A 22930-nucleotide genomic window follows, 5' to 3' on the forward strand; every position below is an offset into this window, starting at 1 on the left:
ATGAAGGCGCCGACGACGAAGAGCACGCCAAGCGCGAGGGTCAGGATAGGGATCACCACCGCGCGCGGTTCATCCCTTTGCCATTGCCAGAATGGCGTTCCACTCCGCTTCGCTGACCGGTGAGACCGACAGGCGGGACTGGCGGAGCATCACCATATCGGCAAGACGCGCGTCGGCCTTCATTGCTTTCAGGGTCACCGGCGTCGGCAACGCCTCGACCGCACGGATCGCGATCGAGACCCAGTTACCCTCGTCGCCATCCTTCTTCGGCCCGCGCGTGACCTCGGCGATGCCGACCGCAGCCTTTTCCTCGCCCGAGTGATAAATAAGCGCGCGGTCGCCGACTTTCGCGGCACGCAGGTGCGCCGCCGCGGCATTGTTGCGCACGCCGTCCCATTCGGTCCCCTGGTCGCGCACGAGATCGTCCCAGCTGTAGCTGTGCGGTTCCGATTTCAGCAGCCAATGCGCCAAATCCCGTCTCCTAAACCCACAATTAACGCCGCATTCCGCGCCGGTTCAGCGCGACTCGGGCAAAGACTGCAACACGCTCGCACCCTTATGCGTTTGATCCAAGCGGACCGGGCGTATCTGTTGAGGAGGTTCGAATGAACAGTCTGTTGAAAAAGGCGGGTCTGGGCATCGCCCTTGCCGCCACTGCCATCACCGCATCGGCGCCGGCCGAGGCGCAGCGCTGGGGCGGCTATCGCCACTATCACCGCGGCGGCGATACCGCTGGCGCGGCCATCCTGGGCGGCATCGTCGGTCTCGGTGTCGGCGCCGCGATCGCGAGCAGCAACAACAACCGCTATTATGATCGGGGCTATTACGACCGCGGCTATTATGCGCCGCCGCCGCGCGCCTATTATTACGACGATTATCGCTACAACTACCGGCCGCGGTGCTGGAACCAGTGGCGCTGGGACCCCTATTATGGCCGTGACGTCCGGGTTCGCGTCTGCAACTGATGCCGAACCTCCGGGAGTAATCGGCGGCGCGCGGGAGCGATCTCGCGCGCCGCTTTTTCTTTGGCATGGCCCCGCACCCGCGCTAGACGCTCGCGCATGACCGACACCCCGCCCGACCGCCTTTCGATCAACCCGCGCAGCCCCTATTTCGAGCAGGCGCTGCTGGAACGCGGCGTCGGCATCCGCTTCAAGGGCGTGGAGCGTAAGGATGTCGAAGAATATTCGATCTCCGAAGGCTGGATTCGCGTCGCGCTCGGCAAGAAGGTCGATCGCAAGGGCAATCCGCTCACGTTGAAGCTGACCGGCCCGGTCGAGGCCTGGTTCGAGCGTTCGGCGGAGGGCGACAGCGCGAACGCCGGCGAGGCCGCCGCCGACAGCTGAGCGCCGAACGCTAACGGCGCCTTAACCATCGCAGTCGCAGGATGCGGCGTGGTGCAAGGCGGAGTTGGCGATGTTTTCGGCAGAATTGAGGGTCGAATCGGACCCGCGGGTCGCGCGCCGGATCGCGCTCAGTGTTCCCGGACGCATCGAGAGCGGCGATTCCCCGCGCTGTGTGTGCCGTGTGACCAACCTGTCGAAATCGGGTGCGCGGCTGATGCTGTTCTCCGATATCGACCTTGGCGCGACGGTGGAGCTGACGCTGCCCGGCAGCATCACCAGACGGGCGCGCGTCGCCTGGGTCGGCGATTTCGAGGCGGGCTGTGCGTTCGAGGAAGCGCTGGACGAGACGTTCGTCGAGGAACTGGCGCGGGTCTATCATTTCGATGACGAGGACGACCGTCCGCCGCTGCCGCGCGTCAAGCACTAAGGGTGGCGGGGGGCCATCTACGCCACCCCGGACTTGATCCGGGGTCCAGCTTCGTCTGACGGTGACGCGCAGGCCATCCTCTCTCCATTCTGTCGGCGGTCATGTGCCCCCCGAGGCGCGTTGCCCTCGCGATTGCCAGCCGGTTCGCGGCTGCCTACCCTTTCCGCCATGACGCGACTTGTCCGCCGCCTTCATGCGCTTGCCGCCGGGTTTGTCGTTGCAACCGCGATCCTCCTCGCGCCCGGCGCGCTGGCCGAGACGCGCTGCGGTCTGGGTGCGGCAGGCGCGACGGCCCGCATCATGATCGGTGACACCGGCCGGACGATGCTTCTGCACTTGCCGATCGGCTTCGACCCGGCAAAGCGCGCACCGCTCGTCATCCTGCTCCACGGCAGCACCAGCAACGGCGCGCAGATGCTGCACGATTCCGGGCTGGAGGCGACGGCGGATCGACACGGTTTCATCGTCGCCGCACCCGATGGCGGGATCGCCGTGGGTTCCGGTTTCGTCTGGAACATCCCCGGCGTTCCGACGGTCGAGGGGACAGTGCCTGGGCCGGAGGCAGCGGACGATGTTGCATGGCTGGGCAAGTCGATCGACTGGCTGGCGGCGCACGGCTGCATCGATCGGACCCGCGTCTACGCGACCGGGCTTTCCGGCGGAGGTCGGATGACCTCGTGGCTCGGCTGCGTCGCCGCGGCGCGCTTTGCGGCGATTGCGCCCGTGGTCGGTTTGCGTGCCGGCAATCCGGACGCGCTCGATCGCACGCGGCCCGATCCCGCCACCTGTCGCCCGGCGCGCGCGGTGCCGGTCATCGCCTTTGCCGGCGACGCTGACAGGACCAATCCGATCACCGGCGGCGGCGCGGGGTATTGGCAATATTCCATGCACGTCGCCGAACAGCGCTGGGCGCAATTGAACGGCTGCGCTGCCGCGCCCGTCACGCGCTGGGTCGCAGACGGCGTGTATGAGGAGCGCTACGAAGCCTGCCGTGACGGGGCGGCAGTCGTCGGGCGGATCACCGTCGGCGGCACGCACCGCTGGGTCGTCGACAACGAAGCGCTTTGGGCGTTCCTGTCACGCTTCCACCGCTGACACAGGGTCAGGCGGCGACGTTTTCCAGCGCTTCGTTCGCCTCCAGCCACTTCGCTTCCGCCGACTCGATCCGGTCCGACAGGCTGGCGCGGCGGATGCCGAGATCGCCCATCGACAGCTTCGCCAGCGACGGATCGGCCCCGGCGGGATCGAACATCGCATGCTCGACGCGGGTGCGTTCGGCGGTGAGCTTCGCGACCTCGGCCTCGGCATCCTTTGCGACCTTGCGCCAGGTCTTTTCCGCCTCGCGCGCAGCAGCGGCTGCGGCCTTGTCCTTCTTCGCCGCCTTGCCCCCGGTCCTGCCTTCCGCCTTGTCGGCCCCGTCGCCTTTCAGGACGAGCGCGATATAATCGTCGATCGATCCGTCATATTCGCGCGCGGTGCCGCCATCGACCAGCACCAGCCGGTCGGCGGTCGTCTCGATCATGTGGCGGTCGTGGCTGACGATCAGTACCGCGCCGGTATAGGCGTTGAGCGCCTGCACCAGCGCCTCGCGTGCATCGACATCCAGGTGGTTGGTCGGCTCGTCGAGGATCAGCAGATGCGGCGCGTCACGGGTAATGAGCGCGAGCGCGAGCCGCGCGCGCTCGCCGCCGGAGAGTTTGCCGACCTTGGTCGTCGCCTTGTCCCCGGAGAAGCCGAACCGTCCGAGCTGCGCGCGCACCGCAGACGGAGTCGCGCCCTTCATCACGCGGGTCATATGCTCCAGCGGCGTGTCGTCGGTGTCCAGTTCCTCGACCTGATACTGGGTGAAATAGCCGACGGTCATCTTGCCGGTCGCCGCCTTCTCGCCCTCCATCGGTGTCAGCTGCGCCGCGAGCAGCCGCGCGAGCGTCGTCTTGCCGTTGCCGTTGCGGCCGAGCAGCGCGACACGGTCGTCGGGATCGATCCGCAGGTTCAGCTTTCGCAGGATCGGCTTGCCGTCATAGCCGACCGCAGCGTGATCGAGCGTGATGAGCGGCGGGCGGAGTTCGGTCGGGTTGGGGAAGCCGAACGCGAGCGACGGGTCCTCATACGCCTCGGCGATCGGCTGCATCTTGGCGAGCGCCTTGGCGCGGCTCTGCGCCTGCTTGGCGGTGGAGGCGCGCGCCGAATTGCGCGCGATATAGTCCTGCAGTTTGGCGCGCTGGACGTCCTGGTTGGCCTTGGCCGCCGCCAGCTGCGCCAGCCGCTCGGCGCGCTGCCGCTCGAACGCGTCGTAGCCGCCCGGGTAAAGCGTGATCTTGCCGCCCGCGAGGTGCAGGATGTGATCGACGACATTGTTCAGGAAATCACGCTCGTGGCTGACGACGACGATCGTCGCCTTGTAGCTCTGCAGGAAATCCTCCAGCCACATCACCGCCTCGAGATCGAGGTGGTTCGATGGCTCGTCGAGCAGCAGCAGGTCGGGCTGCGAGAACAGCAAGGCGGCGAGCGCGACGCGCATCTTCCATCCGCCAGAGAAGCTGTCGAGCGGACGCGCCTGCATCGCGTCGTCGAAGCCGAGACCCAAGAGGATGCGCGCGGCCCGCGCCGGCGCGGTGTAGGCGTCGATCGCGATGAGGCGTTCGTAGATGTCGCCGAGCTTTTCCGGATCGGTCTCGGTCTCGCTGGCGTGCATCAGCGTCGCGCGCTCGATATCGGCCTCCAGCACCGTGTCGAACGGCGTCTTCTCGCCCGACGGCGCCTCCTGCGCGATATAGCCGACACGAGCGCCGCGCGGCATGTCGGCCGAGCCTTCGTCCGGATCGAGCAGCCCGGCGATGACCTTCACCATCGTCGATTTGCCCGCGCCGTTTCGTCCGATCAGCCCGACACGGCTGCCCGGCGGCAGCGACGCCGTGGCGCGGTCGAGGATCGTGCGGCCGCCGAGCCGGACGGTGATGCCGTTGAGATTGAGCATGATGGCGGGCGCGTTAGCAGATGCAGCACGGATTGTCATTGGAGATGCCGCGCCATGATCTACCCCCGCGAAGGCGGGGTCCAGTCTGGACTCCCGCCTCCGCGGAAGCACATCCCTGGCGGGGCGACGTTGTCACGATCTCGTCGCAATTCGGGCCTAGCGGCGCGAGCGGGGAGGGCTGACACGCAGCCATGGCGACGAATCGCCGAACCGTGACGACCGGGCGTCGCGGGAAAAGGCAGGCGTGCGGGCCGACCGAATACTCGTCAAAGGGGACCATCTTGACCAACTTCGTTTCGCGTCGCGCCTTGCTCGCGACCGCCGCCTTCGGTGCGCTCGTCACCGCCAACGCCGCCCACGCCCAGGACGCCGCCCCCGCACAGGCTGCCCAAGGGTCGACCGAGGCCGCACCCGACGGCACGCTCGACGAGATCGTGGTGACCGCGGAGCGCCGCAGCGAGAACATCCAGAAGGTGCCGCTCTCCGTCACCGCCGTGAAGGGCGACGACCTGCGCGCGTTCCAGGGCGGCGGCGAGGACATTCTCTCGCTCGCGGGCCGCGTTCCCGGCTTGTATGCCGAAACGACGACCGGCCGCATCTTCCCGCGCTTCTACATTCGCGGGCTCGGCAACATCGATTTCTACCTCGGCGCTTCGCAGCCGGTGTCGATCATCCAGGACGATGTCGTGCTCGAGCATGTCGTGCTGAAGTCGAATCCCGTGTTCGACGTGGCGCAGATCGAGGTGCTGCGCGGCCCGCAGGGTTCGCTGTTCGGCCGCAACACGACCGCAGGCATCATCAAGTTCGACACGATCCGCCCGTCGAACGAAACGCAAGGTCGCCTCAACATCTCGGGCGGCAGCTACGATACGCTGTCGATCGACGCTGGCGTCGGCGGGCCGATCATTCCTGACGTGCTGTCCTACCGCGTGTCGGGCCTCGTCCAGCGCCGCAGCGACTGGATCGACAACACCTATCGCGGGCCTTCTGCGGACGGCACGATCAGCCCGGTCAAGGACGTGATGGGCGGCTTCCTGGAGCGTGATGCGCGTGCGCAACTGCTCTTCACGCCCGGCTCGGCGGTGTCGCTCCTGCTCTCGGGCCATGTCCGCGATTATGAAGGCACCTCGACGATCTTCCACCGTGGGGCGCTGAAGAAGGGCTCGAACGATATCTCGGCCGAACCCCGCGACCGCATCGCGCTCGACGAGGCGCAGAACAATCCGCAGGCGTACAAGATGCAAGGGGGCTCGGCGAACCTCAGCATCGATCTCGGGGCGGCGACGCTGACCTCGATCACCGCCTACGAGCACGCATCGGGCTACAGCCGCGGCGACACGGATGGCGGCGCTGCGGCCAACTTCCCGGTGAACGGCGTCGCCAACGGCTATGGCGAGAGCCAGGGCAATCTGCGCGATCTCGATCAGTGGACGCAGGAGCTGCGCGTCGCGTCGAACGGCTCGGGCCCGTTCAAATACCAGTTCGGCGGCATGATCTTCGACAGCCGCGACCTGACCGATTTCTACCAGCGCGCCTATTTCCTGACGACCGCCGCGCGCAACCCGAACAACTGGGTGCGCCTGCGTAACAGCAACACGTCCTATGCGGTCTTCGGCCAGGCGAGCTACGCGCTGACGCCCAAGCTGACGATCACCGCCGGCGGCCGCATCACCGAGGACAACAAGCGCACGCGGCTGCTCAAGACCGCCGACACCGCGGCGGGCGTCGTGACCTACAGGGGTCGCAAGGACGTGAGCCTTTCGGACACCCAGCCGAGCTGGGACCTGTCGGCGCTCTATACGGTCAACCCCGATCTGAACCTCTATGCGCGCGTCGCGCGCGGCTTCCGTGGTCCGACGATCCAGGGGCGCTCGGCGGTGTTCAACTCCGACTTCACCACCGCGAATTCGGAAACCAATGTGTCCTGGGAAGCCGGCTTCAAGAGCAACCTGTTCGGCAACACGCTGCGCTTCAACGCGTCGGCTTTCTATTACACCGTCAGCGATATCCAGCTGAACGGTAACGATTCGAACGGCAACGGCGTTCTGTTCAACGCCGACAAGGCACGGGCTTACGGTGCCGAAGCCGAACTCGACTGGCGCCCGATCCGCAACCTGTCGATCGGGCTGGGTGTCAGCGCGCTGCACAGCGAGATCAAGGACAAGCGCGTCTATGCGCAGGTCTGTGCGCTCAACGGCGCCGTCGTCTGCACCGTCGAGGACCCGACGATCGTCCGTCCGGTTTTCGGCGCGCCCGCGACCTTCGCGCAGATCGACGGCAACCCGCTGCCCAACGCGCCGGAATACAATGTCGATCTCACCGCGCAGTATGACCAGCCGCTGTCGAACGGCGGCACCGCCTTCGTCGCGACCGACTGGAACCTGCAGGGCTATACGAACCTCGTCCTCTACAAGACGAAGGAGTTCTACGCGAACGGCAACTTCGAGGGCGGGCTGAAGATCGGCTACCGGACGCCGGGCGACCGGTTCGAGATCGCGGCGTTCGCGCGCAACATCACGAACGAGAAGAACCTGAAGGGCGTGATCGAGAACTACATGGCCGCGGTGTTCAACGAACCGCGGGTCATCGGCCTGTCGATCAGCGCGAAGACGCGGTAATCGGCGTCGCTGGACGGCGTGTCAGTTCGCGCCGTCCAGCGCTCCGAACGGCAGCAGCCGCGCGGCGAGCTTGCCGGTCGCGTCGGTATCGCCCGCGTGCACCGGCACCAGCACCGCTACCGCCGCGCGCTTCATGATCTGGTCGAGCGGGGTCGATGCGTTCAGCCGCGCGGTCGTCTCGGCAAGCGCGCGGCCCTTCGCATCGGCCGGATCGAGCTCCAGCCGCAGCAGCGCAGCCAGCCCCGTCACCGACGCCCGCCCCGCCGACAGGGCGACCGCGCGGTCGATTGCGGTCAGAGCCTCGCCCTTTTGCGCGCCAAGCACGGCGCGCGCCATCAGCCGCCCGAGCTTGAAGATCGCGCCGGTATGCCACGCGCCGAGCGCAAGCTGGCGTTCGGGATCGCGCGGGTCCTGCGCCACCAACTGCTCGAACTGGCGCCGCGCGGCGATCGCGCCCGTCCGGCTGCCGGTCAGCTTCGCGCGGTAGCCGAACGCCATCGCAGCGACGAGCGCGGCCTCCTTGTCTCCGGGCACGCGGCGAAGCGTGCCGGCCGCAAGCGTCTGTGCCGAATCGATTCGCGCAAGTGCCGCAGGCACGCTGTGCTCGCTGAAGGCGGCATGGATCAGCATGTCGCGCGGCGTTTCCGCGAGGGCAGGGGCGCTTGCGCAGACGAGTGCGGCAAGGGCGGCGATCCGCACATGGCGAAGGGGTACGCAAACCATTGAAATCCAGTCTGCGCCGCGATTTCGGCCGGCGTCAACTCGGATAAGGTCGCGCGGCTCTTTAGGGTATGCCAACCAAATATCGTTGCGATCCCGATGCGCGCGCTGCCACGCTGCTGCCGCCACACGGAGCATCGTCATGGCCGATACCCCTGAGTCCGCCCAACCGTCGTTCGGAGCGCTGGTGCGCGTCTCGGCCGAAGTCGGTGCGCTGAGCTTTGGCGGCCCGGCCGGGCAGATCGCGCTGATGCACGGCGAGTTCGTCGAGAAGCGCGGCTGGATCGAGGAGGCCGAGTTCCTCCACGCGCTGAACCTCTGCCATCTGCTGCCGGGACCTGAGGCGCAGCAGCTCGCGACCTATCTCGGCTGGCGGCTCCACGGCTGGCGCGGCGGCCTGGTCAGCGGATTGCTGTTCGTGCTGCCCGGTGCGTTCGTCATCCTCGCGCTGTCGATCCTCTACGTCCATGCCGCCGGGCTAGGCTGGTTCGCGGCACTGTTCCTCGGCATCAAGGCCGCGGTGCTGGCGGTGGTCGTCCAGGCGCTGGTGCGGATCGCCGGGCGGACGCTCGATACCGCGTTCAAGCGCGTGCTGGCTGGGGTCGCCTTCGTCGCGCTGTTCCTGTTCGCGGTGCCTTTCCCGGTGGTCGTGCTCGGCGCGGGCGCGCTTGGCATGGTGATCGCCGGCCGCCGGCCCGAATGGCTCCGAGCGCATGCTGCCGATGGCGATCCGGCGGGGCCGGTCCCGCGCATTGGCGCAACCGTGCGGACGGTCGCGATCGGCATCGCGATCTGGGCGGCGCCGCTAGCGCTGGTCCTCGTGACGCTCGGCAATCAGCATGTCCTCTGGCGCATCGGCCTGTTCTTCTCGCAGCTCGCGGTGGTCACGTTCGGCGGCGCCTACGCAGTCCTCGCCTATATGGCGCAGCAGGCGGTGCAGTCGATGCACTGGCTGAGCGCGGGGGAAATGGCGGACGGACTTGGGCTGGCCGAGACGACGCCGGGGCCGCTGATCATGGTCACGCAGTTCGTCGGTTTCCTCGCCGGCACGCGCGCCGCGGCGCCGTTCTCGCCGCTCGTCGGAGGGATCGCGGCGGCGGCGCTCACCACCTGGGTGACCTTCGTGCCTTGCTTTTTGTGGATCTTCGCGCTCGCCCCGTGGATGGAACGACTGCGCCGCGCGAAGCGGCTCGCCGGCGGGCTTGCCGCGGTGACGGCGGCGGTCGTCGGGGTCATCGCGAACCTGGCGCTGTGGTTCGCGGTCCATGTGATCTTTACCCGAAGCGTTCGGGTGAACGCCGGGCCGATCGCGATCGACATGCCGCTGGCGGCGAGCTTCGACTGGCGCGCGGCGCTGATCGCGGTTGTGGCCGCAGTCCTGTTGTTCCGATTCAGGCTGGCGGTGTGGAAGGTCTTGCCGATCGCCGCGCTGGCTGGGGTCGCGCTGGGTCAGGCCGCGTAGGCGGTCCGCGCGGCGTCTTCGAGCGCCGCCATCGCGATCCGGTAGGGCCCGGGTCCGTGGCTGATCCGCGCGACGCCGGCGCGCGCGAATGCGTCTGCAGACGGCGCGCCGGGAAAGGCCATCGCATTTACCGGCAACGGCACCTCGCGGCAGACCTGGCCCAGCAGATCGAGATCGACGAGGCCGGGTACGAAGAACCCGCTCGCGCCGACCCCGGCATAGGCGCGCCCGCGGGCGACAGCCTCCGCGACCTTGGCGGCGTCGTGGGCGTCGGGTGCAGCCTGCAGGAAGATGTCGGTGCGCGCGTTGATGAAGAAATCGGTCCCTACCGCGTTGCGCATGGCGGCGATACGCGTGCCTTGCGCTTCGATGCCGTGAAGCCCTTCGCCGCCGACGACCTGATCCTCGAAATTGCACCCGATCGCGCCGGTGCCCTTCAGTCGCGCCACATTGGCCGCGAGATCGCCCGGCGACACCGCATAACCGCCCTCGAAATCGATCGAGACGGGCAGATCGACGCTCGCGACGATCCGCCGCGCGGTTTCCAGCAGGACAGCGATCGGCAGCGCCTCGCCGTCGTCATGGCCATTGGCCGCGGCGACCGACCAGCTTCCGGTTGCAATGGCTGTGGCGCCCGCCTTCGCCACCACCTTCGCCGATCCGGCATCCCATGCGTTGAACAGGATGACCGGCGTGCCGCGCACATGCAGCGCGGCGAAGGTGGCGAAGCGGCTCAATGGACGAAGCGCGCCACGACGTCGCGGTAGCTGCGGCTCACCTTCACGCTCGCGCCCGAATCGAGCACCAGGAAGCATTCGCCATTGGTGTGCGGCTTGACCTGCTTGACGAGATCGAGGTTGACGATGGTCGAGCGGTGGACGCGCTGGAACCGGCGCGGGTCGAGCCGCTTTTCCAGGTCCTTCATCGTCTCGCGCAGGATCAGCGTGTTGTCGCCGGTGTAGATGCACATGTAGTCGCCCGCCGCGTCGATCCGCTCGATCGTGTCGACATCGACGCGGAAGATCTGCCCGCGATCCTTGATGTTGATGAGCTTCTCGAACCGGCTCGCCGCCATCTGGTCGCCACCGTCCGCCAGTTCCTCGGCGGCCTCCGGCGCGACTTCGGCCAGCACTTCCTTCAGCTTCTCGACTTCCTCGACGCCGCGCTTTTCGTTGAGCCGCTGGCGGATGCGATCGAGCGTGTCGGCAAGCCGGGATTCCTCAACCGGCTTCATCAGATAATCCACCGCCTGCGCCTCGAACGCGCGCAGCGCGTGGTCCGAATAGGCGGTGACGAAGACGAAGAGCGGCGGCTCGACCTCCATGAGGCCCTGCACGACCGAGAATCCGTCGAACCCCGGCATCTGGATGTCGAGAAACACCAGATCGGGCTTGTGAGTCTTGATCGCTGAAATCGCCTCGCGGCCGTTCTGGCACTTGGCGATGATCTCGACGTCATCATGCGCCTGGAGGCGGAGCTCGAGCCCCTGGATCGCGAGCGGCTCGTCGTCGACGAGGATAGTACGAATGGTCATTGCGCCTCTCTATTCGGTTCCTCGAGCTGGAACGGGAATTCGATCTCGACCCCGAACCCGCCCAGCGGCATGGCGCGCACCCGGAAACTATGGTCCGGCCCGTAAGCCTGCGCCAGTCGTTCCCTGATATTGGCAATGCCAACCCCGGTTGAAAGGGATGGCCTGCTTTTCGTCGCCTGTAATCCCGGCCCGGTATCGGATACGCCGATCTGCACGCGTTCCCCGGCGAGCCGTGCGGAAACGCAGATTTCGGCGCCTTCCTCCATCGGCGTCACCGCATATTTAATCGCATTCTCGACCAGCGGCTGGAGCAGAAGCGAGGGCAGTCGCGCCTTTTCGACGCGCGGATCGATATCGAATTTCGGGCGCAGCCGGTCCTCGAAGCGCATCTTCTCGATCTCGAGATAGAGTTTCAGGGTCTCGATCTCCTGCGCGACCGTCACATGCGCGGTCGGCTCGTTCGCCAGCGTATAGCGCAGGAACGAGGACAGCCGGCTGAGCATCGCGTTCGCACGCTCGGTCTGCTTCAGCAGCACCAGCGTCGAGATCGAATTGAGCGTGTTGAACAGGAAATGCGGATTGAGCTGATAGCGCAGCATCGCGAGCTGCGCGGACGACGCCTGCGTCTCCAGCCGCTGCATCTGGTCGATCTGATCCTCGACGATCAGGTAGAAATTGATCCCGAAATAGAGCGCGGACCAGCCCGCCAGGACGGTGAAGTTCAAAAAGACCGCCGCGAAGAGCTTCGACATCTCGATCCCCGGTGCGGGGCTGTTGATGAAGCTGAACGCGAAGGTATCGAGCAGCGCGTAGAAAAAGGTCGCGGCGCCCAGCGTGAAGACGGTGAGCGGCAGCCCGGTCAGCCGCGGCAGCTGGCGGTAATAGCCGTAGAGCGCGGAGAGCAGCAGCGTCAGGCAGTAGCCGACGATCGTTTCGATCAGAACCGGCGCGATCGCCTGGAGCGAAAAGCCGCCCGACACGATCGAGACCGAGCGCAGGATGAGATAGCCCGACCAGCCGACCGCCTGCAGGATCCAGAAGGCGCGCGCCTTGTCCTCGAAGAAGGGGCGCACGAAGACCGTCGGCGTCGGGCGCGCGGCGGCTGCTGCAGCCGGGGGCGGGGCCGAAATCGGAGTCGCGCCCTGCGGCGCCTGGGCTGGAACAGTGGCCATTGCGGGCCTGCCCCTACACCAAGGTGACGCGTGGCTGCAAAAACGATAGCTTGGCACGCAAACACGAGAGGATCAGCCATGACCGATCAGGCGCCGACGCACGACCATGCCCAGTTCACCGCGATGACCGAGGGAACGCAGGGGGATTGGGCGATCATCGCGGGGCATTTTCGGGACTTTTCGAAGGGGCTGCCGGAGCGGGTTCTGGCGCATCTGAAGCTACTCGACGGCGATTATGGCGGTTTCCCGGTCGATCGTTTGGAGCACTCGCTGCAGACCGCGACTCGCGCGCACCGCGACGGGCGGGGTGAGGATTACGTCGTGATGGCGCTGCTCCACGACATCGGCGACACGCTGGGTAGCTTCAACCACCCCGAGATCGCCGCCGCCATGCTGCGCCCGTTCGTCAGCGAGGAGCTGCACTGGATCGCCAACACCCACGGTGTCTTCCAGGGCTATTACTACTTCCACCACCTCGGCATGGACCGCGACCTGCGCGAGAATTACCGCGGTCATCCGCATTTCGAGGCGTGTGCGGAATTCTGCGAGAAATACGACCAGTCGGCGTTCGATCCCGGATACGAGAGCGCGAAGCTCGATTTCTTCGTCCCCATGGTCCAGCGCGTCTTCGCGAGGCCGATCAATTCGATCTACGCAAAAGCGGTTGGCGAAGGGGCGAAGGAGGCGGCCTGACGGGCGCCCATTCTGACGCCGCCGTCCCCGAAAACAAGAAGGCCGCCGCTCCGTATTCGGAACGGCGGCCTTTTTTTGTGGCCCGTGGGCTACGCGCTTAGAAGGTGAAGCGCGCGCCGATGCGGATCAGGTAGAGCGACTGCGCAGCAAAGATGTTCTTCTCGCGCGGCTCGACGTAGCTCGAGTAACGATACTGGACGCAGGGCTGGGTCGGCGACGTGTTGATCTGCGCCGCCGTTGGCGTCGTTCCAGTCGCGACCGCCGAGCTAAGGCACTGCACGCGCACTGCGTCGGCCGTGCCCGGGAAGCTTGCCTGGCGGACGCCACCCCAATCCTTGTTCAGCAGATTGGGCAGGTTCTCGATGTCGCCGAAGATCGAAACGCGCGATCCGCCTATGAAGGTCGGCAGTTCCTGCTCGAGGTGGAGGTCGATGCGGGTGAAGGCGCGCGCGCGCGCGATGTTCTTCGCCGCGATCGTCCCGCGATAGTCCTTCAGCTTGCTGTTGTTAATCAGCGTTTCGAGCGACGTCTGGGTCGCCGTGCTGTCGTAGCTGACGATCGGGTCGGTTGTCCCGGTCGGCACGTAGAGCAGGTAACGGTTGTTGTTCAGGAGCGTGCCGAACACGACCGACCGGTTGGTCGTGTTGTCCTGCATCGTGAAGCTGTACGGACGGCCCGCGCGGGTTTCGCCGAACAGCTGGAACGTGGTCTTGTAGTCGCCGAAGAACGCATGGTCGTAGCCGAGGCTATACTTGAACTGCCATGCCGCCTGATCGCTCGACGTGCCATAGGCGGGGAAGTTCGGGTCCGACATCGCCTGGTTGGCGTAGTTGGAGTTGATGGTCGACGAAGTCGCCGCGGCGACGTCCTTGACGTTCTGGTAGGTGTAGCTGCCGCCCAGCGAAAGACCCCAGTCGAAGGTCTTGTCGAAGCGGACGACCGCGATGTGTGCGCGACCCTTCGAGGTGTTCGTCAGCAGGATGTCGTAGTTGTTGTCGGTGGTGATCCGGGTGCCGCCGATCGTCTGGCCGATGGTGACCGCATTGTAGCGCGGGCGACCGTCAGGCAGGGTGCCGACGCGTTGCGAACGGATGTCCGTAAAGGCCAGACCCTGGAGCGTGTCGGTGTAGACATAATCCGCGCCGAAATCGATCCCGAAGAACCGGTAATCAGCCGAGAACGTCGCCTTCAGCACCGACGGAAGGCGGAAGTCCTGGTCAAGCGCACCGGTGCTGCTGAGCGGCAGGGTGGACGCATTGTTGACCGCATACTGCTGGACAGAAGCCGGGATCGTCTTGCCGTTCACATTGTTCAGTGCGTCGGTGCAGATGTTCGCCGCTACGCCGCCGGTGCACGTGTCGGTTGTGCCGTTGCGCGAAATCGTGACGCGGTTCGACAGGATCGTGTTCGAGAAGCTGTTCGACAGATAGATGTCGGGCGAACCGCCGCCGAAGACGCCGACGCCGCCGCGCAGCTTCAGGTTGCGGGCCGGCTTGTAATCGAAGCTGATGCGCGGCTGGAAGTTGTCGAGGCCCTTGTATGTCTGCGTGTTCGGGAAGCCGTAGCGGCTGAGGAAATACGGGTTGAGCGTCGGCGTGCTGCGCATCCCGTACAGATCGTAACGGATGCCGTACGTGAAGGTCAGATTGTCGAGGATCCGCCAGTCGTCCTGGAAGCCGAAGGTATACTGACTGTATTTGAACTCTGCAGCGGCACCGTCATACTGGCCGTTGAGCGGGCTGGCGTAAATGAGCTGGCTGGCGCGTCCGGCGTTATAGTCTGCCAGCGAGTCGAAGTAATAGCCACCGGCGCTATACTGCAGGAAGTTGTTCGAGGTCCGGTTTTCAGAGAACTCGCCGAGCAGCTTGATCTCGTGATCGCCCGCATTGTAGCGCGCGAGCAGCGACCCCGCCCAGGTATCAAAGAACAGCGTGTTCGTCTGGCGGCTGATATCCGGGCCGTAGAAGACGCGCGGTGTGCCGGTCGAGCAGGCCGAGTTGTTCGACGTGTTGGCGGCTCCCGAAGGAGTCGTCGCGCCGGTGGGATCAAGGCAGACGCCGAACTGCGCGAAGCCGCGGCCCAGCAGCGGCTCCTGGCCACGCTTCGTGCTGCGATAGATGAACCGGCCTTCGGTCGACAGGTTGTCGGTCCAGTCCGAGTTCAGCTGGAGAATGCCGGCGCGCAGCAATTCGGTGGTGGCGTAAGCATTGGACTCGAGCCCGAGCGAGGGGCTGCTGCCCGACGCCGTGGTGTTCTGCAGCGCGGTGAAGGTGTCGTAAGCGTTGACATAGGACAACGACAGACGCTGACCATCCGTAATGTTCCAGTCGATCCGCCCGACGATCTTCTCGTCCTTGTTGGGGTTGATCGCCAGAACAGTGCCGGGGTTGTAGCCATAACGGCTGTTCGCCGTCGCGACGACGCCCGCCACTGCCGCATCGGTCAGGTTCTGCACGCCCGACGCCGACGACGGCGAGAACGGCCGCGGGTCGGTGTTCCGCTCGGCCGAAACCATGAAGAACAGCTTGTCCGGGATGATCGGCCCACGCAGCGTCGCGCCGTAGGTCTCGCTCTTGTATTTCGGCAGGACGAGAGTCGTCGAACCGATTTCCTTGCCCTGAATATCGTCGCGGCTCTGCGAATAGAAACCAGTGCCGTGGAACGTGTTGTCGCCGGACAGCAGGACGGTATCGATCGCGCCACCCTGGAAACCGCCCTGGCGGATGTCGTAAGGGGCGATCGAGATCGAAACCTGGCCGATCGCATCGAACGGAATCGGGCCGCGACCGGTCGGGCTCGCATCAGGATTCAGGCCGAAGCTGTCGCCGACCTGCACGCCGTTGATAGTGAACCGGTTGAAGCGCGGATTGACGCCCGCAAAGCTGACCGCGCGGCTGTTGGTGAGATCGAGCGAAGCGAAGGGGCTGCGACGCTCGATGTCACGAATGTCACGGTTGACCGAGGCCACCTTGCGAACGTCGGCCTGTGTCAGCACCGTCTGGGGACCATCGGAGGTCACGCCTGCGCCCTTGATCGACGATGCGGTGACAACGATGTCGCCACCCTGCTCGGTCGCTGCCAGCTCGATCGGCAGATCATAGGACTGCTGAACAACGGTATAGATATCGGTGACCGAGGTGTTGCCCTGCGCGCTCGTCACATCAACGGTGTACGGACCGCCGGCGCGAAGGCCGTTGGCGGTGAAGCCGCCGGTTGCGTCGGTCGTGGTGGTCGATTTCGTGCCCGAAGGGACGTTCGTGATCGTGACCTGCGCTCCCGCTACCGGCGCACCGTTGGCAGTGACCGAGCCGCGAATCGACGAGGTGGTGTCCTGCGCCATTGCGGCTGCCGGAATCACGAGCGCAGCGACGGCCACGCCCAGAAAAAGGTTGTTTCGCATGAATTTCATTCCCCTTGGCGCGACGCGCTACCGGCCGATGACTGATCGGTCCGCCACATGCGCCCCCTGAACGCTGATTATTTCGATTCGATGACAGGTTCCACCGGAGTCTGAATCGCCGATGACTCGGTCATGCCGCGTTGCAAAAAGGCGACAGTTCGCGCCGCTTTTCGGCCATATTCCTTGATGGTCAGTCGGCCGCCGCGACGATGTTCGCCCACCCGGCCTCATCCACCACGCGCACGCCCAGATCGGCCGCCTTTTTCAGCTTCGATCCCGCGCCCGGCCCGGCGACGACGAGGTCGGTCCTGGCCGATACCGAGCCGGCGACTCGCGCGCCAAGCGCTTCGGCCTGCGCCTTCGCCTCGTCGCGGCTCATCGTCTCCAGCGTGCCGGTGAAAACCACGGTCTTGCCCGAGACTTCGGACGCGCGCGTTTCGTGGACATAGGCGGGCGGGGAAACCTGCGCGAGCAGATCGTCCCACAGGCGCTGGTTGTGGGGCTCGTGGAAGAAATCGCCGAGCGCTGCGACGACCGCGGGGCCGACGCCCTCGATCAGGCCGAACTGCCCGAGCGCCTGCTCGTCGCCGCCGCGCGCCGCCTCCGACGCCGCGCGCAGCGCTGGGAGGGTGGCGAACATCTTCATCAGATCGCGCGCGGTGACCTGCCCGACATGCCGGATGCCGAGCGCGAACAGCAGCCGCGCGGCATCGGGCTCGCGCTTCGCCGCGATCGCGGCGAGGAGCGCATCGACCGAGGTCGGCTTCCAGCCCTTCATCGCGAGCAGTTCCTCGCGGTGCGCGGCAAGGCGGAAGATATCGGCGGGCTCTGCGATCCAGCCGAGATCGAGGAACAGCTTCAGCCGTTCGACGCCGAGCGAGTCGATATCGAGCGCGGCGCGGCCGACGAAATGGCGCAGCCGCTCGAGCCGCTGTGCCGGGCAGACCAGCCCGCCGGTGCACCGCACGTCCACTTCGCCCGCCTCGGCCACGGCTTCCGATCCGCAGCGCGGGCAGTGATCGGGAAAGACGAAGGCGGGGCGGGGGTCGTCCCGCGTCAGCACCTCGACGATCTGCGGGATGACGTCGCCCGCGCGCTGCACCACCACGCGGTCGCCGGGCCGCGCGCCCAGCCGCGCGATCTCGTCGGCATTGTGCAGCGTCGCGTTGCGCACGACGACGCCGCCGACCGTGACCGGCTCCAGCTTCGCGACGGGGGTGAGCTTGCCGGTGCGCCCGACCTGGATGTCGATATCGAGCAGCGTCGTCTGCGCGCGCTCTGCCGGAAACTTGTGCGCGATCGCCCAGCGCGGGGCCTTCGCCACCTGGCCGAGCCGCACCTGCCAGTCGAGCCGATCGACCTTGTAGACCACCCCGTCGATATCGAACGGCAGGTCGGCGCGCGCCGCCTCGATCCGCGCATAGACGGCAAGCGCGTCCGGGATCGTTTGGCACCGCGTGAAGCCATCTGCGACGGGCAGCCCCCAGCCCTCGATCGCGCGGATGACCGCGGTCTGCGTGTCGCCCGGCAGCGCGGAGGCCTCGCCCCAGCCATGGACGAGAAAGCGCAACGGCCGCGTCGCGGTTACCGCCGCGTCCTTCTGGCGCAGCGATCCGGCGGCGGCGTTGCGCGGGTTGGCGAACTGGCGCGCGTCCTTTCCCGTCCCTTCCGCCTCGGCAAGAAGGCGCGCGTTGAGCGCGGTGAAATCGGCCTTCGCCATGTAGATTTCGCCGCGAATCTCGAAGACCGCTGGCGCGTCGCCGGCCAGCGTTTCGGGGATGTCGGCGATGGTGCGGGCGTTCGCGGTCACATCCTCGCCTGTGGTCCCGTCGCCGCGTGTCAATGCCTGGACGAGCCGCCCCTTTTCGTAGCGCAGAGAGCAGGAGAGGCCGTCGATCTTGGGTTCGGCAGTGAGCGCGACCGGGATATCGTCGTCGAGCTTCAGGAACCGCCGCACGCGCCCGACGAACTCCGCGACATCCTCGTCCGAAAAGGCGTTGTCGAGGCTCATCATCGCCCTCGCATGCGCGACCTTGGCGAGGTGCCCCGACGGTGCCGCGCCCACAAGCGTGCTGGGCGAATCGGCGCGGATCAGCTGCGGGAAAGCCGCCTCGACCGCGCTGTTGCGGCGGACCAGCGCGTCATATTCGGCGTCCGAAATCTCCGGCGCATCCTCGCCGTGATAGAGCGCATTGTGGCGCGCGATCTCGGTCGCCAGGCGGGCGAGCTCGGTGCTGGCCTCGGCTTCGTCACGGGGAAGTTTTGGGTCGGTCACCTCGCTGGGCTAGGAGGGGCTGCGACGACGATCAAGAGCGAGGATGGACGATGCGGGCGATCCGGTGGCTGATGGCGATGCTCGGGCTTGTCCTGGGACTGACGACGCTGGCGGGCGCGGCGTGTGCGCGCGACGCCGCACCGCTTCGGGTGATGACTTTCAACGTCCGCGTCGCGGTTGCCAGCGACGGCGCGAACGACTGGCCGCACCGCCGCGATCTGTTCGCGCAGACGATCCGCGCCGCCGACCCCGACCTGTTCGGCACGCAGGAGCTGAAGCAGGAACAGGCCGACGATATCGCCACGCGCCTGCCCGCCTATCGCTGGTTCGGGATCGATCGCCGCGGCGGGAATGGCGACGAGCATATGGGGATCTTCTACCGCCCGGATCGGCTGAAGGTGATCGAATCGGGCAATTTCTGGCTTTCCGATACGCCCGATGTTCCCGGGAGCATCACCTGGGGTCACCCGCTGCCCCGCATGGTCACCTGGGCGCTGTTCGAGCGCAAGGACGGCCGTCGTTTCTACCATTTCAACACCCATTTCCCCTACCGCGACGAGGACGAAGCCGCGCGTACGAAGGGCGCGGCGCTGATCCTGAAGCGGATCGAGGCGCTGCCGAAGGACGTGCCGGTGGTGCTGACTGGCGACTTCAACACGGTCGCGTCGAGCGAGGCGCACAAGCTGCTTGCCGGTCCGCTGACCGATGCGCGGATTGCGGCACCGCGCAAGGCCGGTCCCGATCCGACCTTCCACGATTTCACTGGCAACGCCGACAAGCGGATCGACTGGATCCTTGTCCGCGGCTTCCGCCCAATGTCGGTCGAGACGGTAACGACGCACCGTGGAGCCCTGTATCCGTCTGATCACTTCCCGGTGTTCGCCACGCTGGCTTGGAAGTAGTTCCCGGCACGCCGCACCGCCATCGGCGCCTGCCGCTCAATCCAGGATGTGCGGCAGGTTCCGGTGGATGCCGTCGAGACGATCCTCGAAGCCGCCCGCACCATAGTCCTTGCTGTAGCGCCTGATCTTTTCGACCTGCTCGGACGTCAGAACGATTTCGTTCTTTTTCGGGTCGAACGCCTTTTGAAGGGACCGAAGGAGGCTTTGAAATCCCCCCGACCCGTTGACCGGCCGCATCAGCGCGCTCGCTTCTTCGGCGTTCAATGTCGCATGATAGATCGACGTCATGGGGTTTGCCTGCGTTGCCGAATTTCCGGGCTGTGCTTGTAAGGCCAGGATCAGGGCGTATCGAATCATCCCACCCATAATGGTTCAATCAGTCGCTCGGCCTGCGCGCGTGCTTCGTCGGTGATCGTCGCGCCCGACAGCATCCGTGCGATCTCCTCGCGGCGCTCGCCATCGCCGAGCGCGCGGACGCCGGTGCGGGTGACGGTGCCGTCATGGCTCTTGGCGATCAGCAGGTGCGCCGCGCCCCGCGCGGCGACCTGCGGGCTGTGCGTGACCACCAGCAACTGCGTGCGCTCGGCGAGCCGCGCCAGCCGGTCGCCGATCGCGGAGGCGACCGCGCCGCCGACCCCGCGGTCGATCTCGTCGAACACCATCGTCGTCGCGGAGCCTTCCTCGGCCAGCGCGACCTTGAGGGCGAGGATGAAGCGCGAGAGTTCGCCGCCGCTTGCGATCTTGATGAGCGGGGCAAAGGGCGCGCCGGGGTTCGTCGCGATCTCGAACTCGACGCGGTCCTTGCCTGCGGCGGACCAGTTTTCCTCGCTCGCGGGGGCAACGACGGTGCGGAAGCGTGCGGCGTCGAGCTTGAGCGGTGCAAGCTCGCCCGCGACCGCTTTGTCGAGACGCGTCGCGGCCGCCTCGCGCGCCGCCGTCAGCGCCGCTGCGGCATCGCCATAACCGCGCTGTGCCTTCGCAAGCGCCGCACGCAATTGCGCGACGCCGCCTTCGCCGGCATCGAGCCGATCGAGCCGTGTGCGCAGGTCTGCGGCCAGCGCCGCGAGATCGTCGGGCTGAACCCGGTGCTTGCGCGCCATGCCGCGCAGGTCGAACAGCCGCGCCTCATCGTCTTCCAGTGCGCGTTCGTCATAGATGAAGGCGGAGCGCGCCTCGCGCAGCCGGTCCTCGGCCACCGCGCCTTCGATCACCGCGCGGTCGATGGCGGCGAGCGCGTCGGCGAGCGCGGGATGATCGGTAGCGATCCGTTCGAGCACCCGTGCGGCCTGGCGAAGCTGGGCAAGCCCGCCGTCCGAGCCTTCGAGAAAACCTTCCGTCGCGCGCAGATCGTCGGTGACCTTTTCGGCGCGCTGCATCGCGCGGCGCTTGTCGGCGAGCGTCTCCTCCTCGCCGGGTTCGGGAGCGAGCCGCTCCAGCTCGGCCACCGCATGTTCCAGCCATTCGCGGTCGCGGGCTGCGGTTTCGATCTCTGCCTCGGCGGCGGCAAGCGCGCCCTCCGCCGCGCGCAGCGTCGCCCAGGCATCGGCAACGCCGCGTGTATCGATCCGCCCAAACGCGTCGAGCAGCGCGCGGTGGCCGCGCGGGTTCAGCAGGCCGCGCTCGTCATGCTGGCCGTGGATTTCGACAAGCAGCGCGCCGAGTTCACGCAGCAGCGCCGCCGAGGCCGGCTGGTCGTTGACGAAGCCGCGGCTGCCGCCATCGGCCTTTACCACGCGGCGCACGATCAGCGGCTCGCCCGCCTCGACCTCCATGGCGCCGTCGGAGAGAAAGGCGGCGGCCGAGGGTGTCATGTCGAACGTCGCGGTCACGCTTGCCTGCGCGGCGCCGTGCCGGACGAGCGCGCTGTCGCCACGTCCACCGAGCGCGAGGCCGAGCGCATCGAGCAGGATCGACTTGCCGGCGCCGGTTTCGCCCGTCAGCACACCGAGTCCCGTGGTGAAATCGAGGTCGAGCGCCTCGATCAGCACCACGTCGCGGATGGATAGTGCGGTCAGCATCGCGGCGTCATAGCGGCTTTTCGCGCACGCCGTGACCCCTTTTGTTCCGCGCCCTGCCGGCGATCCTCCCGCTTGGAACAAACCGACATTCAGCGGCCGTTCTTAAAATCCTCCCCCGCCAGGGGGAGGTGGGCCGCGCAGCGGCTCGGAGGGGGCGGTAAGCGATCACGATCGTTTCGTGTCCTCCCCCTCCGTCAGCTTCGCTGCCCCCCTGGCGGGGGGGCCAAGCATGAATGTCGATACGTGTTAGTTGCCGGGCGTGTTGTCGGGTTCGGGCGCGGGCGTGGGTTCCGGCGCAGGCGCGGTGGGGTTGCTCGTCTGGCCGCCGGTCGTCGCGGGCGTCGGCGCGGACGGCGCCTGCGCTTCGGGGGTCTTGTTCGTGTCGCCGGTATTGTCGGGCAGCACCTCGACCTCGCGGCGCCTGGGCGGTGCGGCTTGCGTCTTGATGTCGATCACCGCCTGGCCCGGAGCGAGCGGGGCGATCGGCTGGACGGGGTTCTCGCCAAGCAGATCATAGGCGCGCTTGTACCAGAAGGTGCCGGGATAGTTCGCGCCGAGAACGGCGGCCGACTTCTTCGCCTCCTCGCGCGTGCCGAGCGCCAGATAGGTTTCGGTCAGCCGCATCAGCGCCTCGGGCGCATGGGTGGTCGTCTGGTAATCGTCGATGACCTTGCGGAAGCGCAGCGTCGCAGCAAGCCACTGGCGGCGGCGTTCGTAGAAGCGGCCGACCTCCATCTCCTTGCCCGCCAGGTGATCGCGCACGAGATCGATCTTCAGCCGCGCGTCGGCGGCGTAGCGGGTGTTCGGGTAACGACGGACGAGTTCGCCGAGCGCGTCCTGCGCCTGCTGGGTGATCTTCTGGTCACGCGTGACGTCGCTGATCTGTTCGTAATAGCACAAAGCGACGAGATAATAGGCATAGGGCGCGTCGCGGCTGCCCGGATGGATCGACAGGAAGCGCTGCGCGGACTGGATCGCCTGGGTGTAGTCGGTGTTCAGATAATAGCTGAACGCGCCCATCAGCTGCGCGCGACGCGCCCAGACCGAATAGGGGTGCTGGCGCTCCACCTCGTCGAACAGCGCGGCGGCTTCCTTGTAGCGGTGCTGATCGAGCCGCAGCTTCGCGCTGGAATACAGCGTACCGACATCGCGCGCGACATAGGGCAGGTCGCCCTTCGAACGATTGCGCGCGCAGCCGGCGATGGGAAGCGCGACGAGCGCGATGAGCGCGAGCGCGAGCGGGCGATGTGCCATGGAGCGGGTGGGGGTGATACGCATCTGTGAGCGCTCCTTAGCGCAAGGCCGCGCCGCCTAACAATCCCTCCCACATGCAACGCGTGCGCATGCTAGGGCGTTCGACGACCGGACACTGTTTCGAGGGACGAA

General features: G+C 66.6%; 19 protein-coding genes. 8 read left to right on the plus strand and 11 right to left on the minus strand.

What is annotated here, in order from left to right; genetic code table 11:
- Positions 1–69: 69 nt before the first annotated feature.
- Entirely contained in the window at positions 70–471 is a 402-nt protein-coding gene (locus BOS5A_RS04550; RefSeq protein ID WP_151953999.1) for an EVE domain-containing protein, read from the minus strand.
- 134 nt (positions 472–605) lie between these two features.
- Between BOS5A_RS04550 and BOS5A_RS04555 the strand changes: the two genes are divergently transcribed.
- The 4 genes from BOS5A_RS04555 (at position 606) to BOS5A_RS04570 (ending at position 2868) form a co-directional block, all read left to right on the plus strand.
- The gene (locus BOS5A_RS04555) at positions 606–965 is read left to right on the plus strand and encodes a hypothetical protein (RefSeq protein ID WP_151954000.1); all 360 of its coding nucleotides are present in this window, start codon (positions 606–608) and stop codon (positions 963–965) included.
- Positions 966–1061: 96 nt separating this feature from the next.
- Positions 1062–1346: a DUF3297 family protein gene (locus BOS5A_RS04560; protein ID WP_151954001.1), complete on the plus strand. Its 285-nt coding sequence runs from the start codon at positions 1062–1064 to the stop codon at positions 1344–1346.
- Positions 1347–1416: 70 nt separating this feature from the next.
- Positions 1417–1773, plus strand: coding sequence for a PilZ domain-containing protein (locus tag BOS5A_RS04565; RefSeq protein WP_151954002.1), 357 nt, complete (start codon positions 1417–1419; stop codon positions 1771–1773).
- 168 nt (positions 1774–1941) lie between these two features.
- Entirely contained in the window at positions 1942–2868 is a 927-nt protein-coding gene (locus tag BOS5A_RS04570) for an alpha/beta hydrolase family esterase (RefSeq protein WP_199857200.1), read from the plus strand.
- 7 nt (positions 2869–2875) lie between these two features.
- Here the strand turns inward: BOS5A_RS04570 and BOS5A_RS04575 are convergent, their stop codons facing one another.
- Positions 2876–4750: an ABC-F family ATP-binding cassette domain-containing protein gene (locus tag BOS5A_RS04575; RefSeq protein ID WP_151954003.1), complete on the minus strand. Its 1875-nt coding sequence runs from the start codon at positions 4748–4750 to the stop codon at positions 2876–2878.
- A 278-nt stretch (positions 4751–5028) separates the two neighbouring features.
- Between BOS5A_RS04575 and BOS5A_RS04580 the strand changes: the two genes are divergently transcribed.
- Positions 5029–7368: a TonB-dependent receptor gene (locus BOS5A_RS04580; protein WP_442800507.1), complete on the plus strand. Its 2340-nt coding sequence runs from the start codon at positions 5029–5031 to the stop codon at positions 7366–7368.
- A gap of 21 nt (positions 7369–7389) precedes the next feature.
- Here BOS5A_RS04580 and BOS5A_RS04585 read toward each other — a convergent pair whose 3' ends face one another.
- Entirely contained in the window at positions 7390–8067 is a 678-nt protein-coding gene (locus BOS5A_RS04585) for a hypothetical protein (RefSeq protein ID WP_234419202.1), read from the minus strand.
- A 163-nt stretch (positions 8068–8230) separates the two neighbouring features.
- Here BOS5A_RS04585 and chrA point away from each other — a divergent pair, with 163 nt between their 5' ends.
- A complete protein-coding gene (gene chrA / locus BOS5A_RS04590) occupies positions 8231–9550 on the plus strand; it encodes a chromate efflux transporter (protein WP_151954006.1) in 1320 nt (439 codons plus the stop codon).
- On the opposite strand, the gene BOS5A_RS04595 is transcribed toward chrA, so the two are convergent.
- The 3 genes from BOS5A_RS04595 to BOS5A_RS04605 are packed head-to-tail and all read right to left on the minus strand — an operon-like array spanning position 9538 to position 12256.
- Positions 9538–10287 carry an isocitrate lyase/PEP mutase family protein gene (locus BOS5A_RS04595; protein WP_234419203.1) on the minus strand — a complete coding sequence of 250 codons (750 nt, stop codon included), beginning with the start codon at positions 10285–10287 and terminating at the stop codon, positions 9538–9540. The two genes, chrA and BOS5A_RS04595, sit on opposite strands and share 13 nt — an antisense overlap.
- Positions 10284–11084, minus strand: a complete 801-nt coding sequence (locus BOS5A_RS04600; protein WP_151954008.1) for a LytR/AlgR family response regulator transcription factor — start codon at positions 11082–11084, stop codon at positions 10284–10286. Before BOS5A_RS04600 ends, BOS5A_RS04595 begins: the two co-directional genes overlap by 4 nt.
- Positions 11081–12256 carry a sensor histidine kinase gene (locus BOS5A_RS04605; RefSeq protein WP_151954009.1) on the minus strand — a complete coding sequence of 392 codons (1176 nt, stop codon included), beginning with the start codon at positions 12254–12256 and terminating at the stop codon, positions 11081–11083. Before BOS5A_RS04605 ends, BOS5A_RS04600 begins: the two co-directional genes overlap by 4 nt.
- Positions 12257–12334: 78 nt before the next feature.
- Here BOS5A_RS04605 and BOS5A_RS04610 point away from each other — a divergent pair, with 78 nt between their 5' ends.
- The gene (locus BOS5A_RS04610) at positions 12335–12949 is read left to right on the plus strand and encodes an HD domain-containing protein (protein ID WP_151954010.1); all 615 of its coding nucleotides are present in this window, start codon (positions 12335–12337) and stop codon (positions 12947–12949) included.
- Between the two features lie 97 nt (positions 12950–13046).
- Here BOS5A_RS04610 and BOS5A_RS04615 read toward each other — a convergent pair whose 3' ends face one another.
- The gene (locus tag BOS5A_RS04615; RefSeq protein ID WP_151954011.1) at positions 13047–16349 is read right to left on the minus strand and encodes a TonB-dependent receptor; all 3303 of its coding nucleotides are present in this window, start codon (positions 16347–16349) and stop codon (positions 13047–13049) included.
- Positions 16350–16539: 190 nt separating this feature from the next.
- Complete coding sequence (ligA, locus tag BOS5A_RS04620) at positions 16540–18624, minus strand: NAD-dependent DNA ligase LigA (protein ID WP_151954012.1); 2085 nt, start codon at positions 18622–18624, stop codon at positions 16540–16542.
- 50 nt (positions 18625–18674) lie between these two features.
- Between ligA and BOS5A_RS04625 the strand changes: the two genes are divergently transcribed.
- Positions 18675–19526 (plus strand): endonuclease/exonuclease/phosphatase family protein, encoded by an 852-nt coding sequence (locus BOS5A_RS04625; protein WP_151954013.1) that lies wholly within the window; start codon positions 18675–18677, stop codon positions 19524–19526.
- 36 nt (positions 19527–19562) lie between these two features.
- On the opposite strand, the gene BOS5A_RS04630 is transcribed toward BOS5A_RS04625, so the two are convergent.
- From BOS5A_RS04630 to BOS5A_RS04640, 3 genes are all read right to left on the minus strand, one after another.
- On the minus strand, positions 19563–19883 hold the full coding sequence (locus BOS5A_RS04630; RefSeq protein WP_151954014.1) for a hypothetical protein: 321 nt from the start codon (positions 19881–19883) through the stop codon (positions 19563–19565).
- Positions 19880–21544, minus strand: a complete 1665-nt coding sequence (gene recN / locus BOS5A_RS04635) for a DNA repair protein RecN (protein WP_151954015.1) — start codon at positions 21542–21544, stop codon at positions 19880–19882. The genes BOS5A_RS04630 and recN overlap by 4 nt, the downstream gene beginning before the upstream one ends.
- Before the next feature lie 246 nt (positions 21545–21790).
- The gene (locus tag BOS5A_RS04640) at positions 21791–22822 is read right to left on the minus strand and encodes an outer membrane protein assembly factor BamD (RefSeq protein ID WP_151954016.1); all 1032 of its coding nucleotides are present in this window, start codon (positions 22820–22822) and stop codon (positions 21791–21793) included.
- Positions 22823–22930 lie beyond the last annotated feature (108 nt).

The organism is Sphingomonas sp. EC-HK361 (assembly GCF_902498785.1).
Lineage (GTDB): Bacteria > Pseudomonadota > Alphaproteobacteria > Sphingomonadales > Sphingomonadaceae > Sphingomonas.

Bases quoted from the DNA above. Each gene is read 5' to 3' on its own strand.
- BOS5A_RS04555 (WP_151954000.1), top strand. From the start codon at position 606: ATGAACAGTCTGTTGAAAAAGGCGGGTCTGGGCATCGCCCTTGCCGCC.
- BOS5A_RS04560 (WP_151954001.1), top strand. From the start codon at position 1,062: ATGACCGACACCCCGCCCGACCGCCTTTCGATCAACCCGCGCAGCCCC.
- BOS5A_RS04565 (WP_151954002.1), top strand. From the start codon at position 1,417: ATGTTTTCGGCAGAATTGAGGGTCGAATCGGACCCGCGGGTCGCGCGC.
- BOS5A_RS04570 (WP_199857200.1), top strand. From the start codon at position 1,942: ATGACGCGACTTGTCCGCCGCCTTCATGCGCTTGCCGCCGGGTTTGTC.
- BOS5A_RS04575 (WP_151954003.1), bottom strand. From the start codon at position 4,750: ATGCTCAATCTCAACGGCATCACCGTCCGGCTCGGCGGCCGCACGATC.
- chrA (WP_151954006.1), top strand. From the start codon at position 8,231: ATGGCCGATACCCCTGAGTCCGCCCAACCGTCGTTCGGAGCGCTGGTG.
- BOS5A_RS04600 (WP_151954008.1), bottom strand. From the start codon at position 11,084: ATGACCATTCGTACTATCCTCGTCGACGACGAGCCGCTCGCGATCCAG.
- BOS5A_RS04605 (WP_151954009.1), bottom strand. From the start codon at position 12,256: ATGGCCACTGTTCCAGCCCAGGCGCCGCAGGGCGCGACTCCGATTTCG.
- BOS5A_RS04610 (WP_151954010.1), top strand. From the start codon at position 12,335: ATGACCGATCAGGCGCCGACGCACGACCATGCCCAGTTCACCGCGATG.
- BOS5A_RS04615 (WP_151954011.1), bottom strand. From the start codon at position 16,349: ATGCGAAACAACCTTTTTCTGGGCGTGGCCGTCGCTGCGCTCGTGATT.
- BOS5A_RS04625 (WP_151954013.1), top strand. From the start codon at position 18,675: ATGCGGGCGATCCGGTGGCTGATGGCGATGCTCGGGCTTGTCCTGGGA.
- BOS5A_RS04630 (WP_151954014.1), bottom strand. From the start codon at position 19,883: ATGATTCGATACGCCCTGATCCTGGCCTTACAAGCACAGCCCGGAAAT.
- recN (WP_151954015.1), bottom strand. From the start codon at position 21,544: ATGCTGACCGCACTATCCATCCGCGACGTGGTGCTGATCGAGGCGCTC.
- BOS5A_RS04640 (WP_151954016.1), bottom strand. From the start codon at position 22,822: ATGCGTATCACCCCCACCCGCTCCATGGCACATCGCCCGCTCGCGCTC.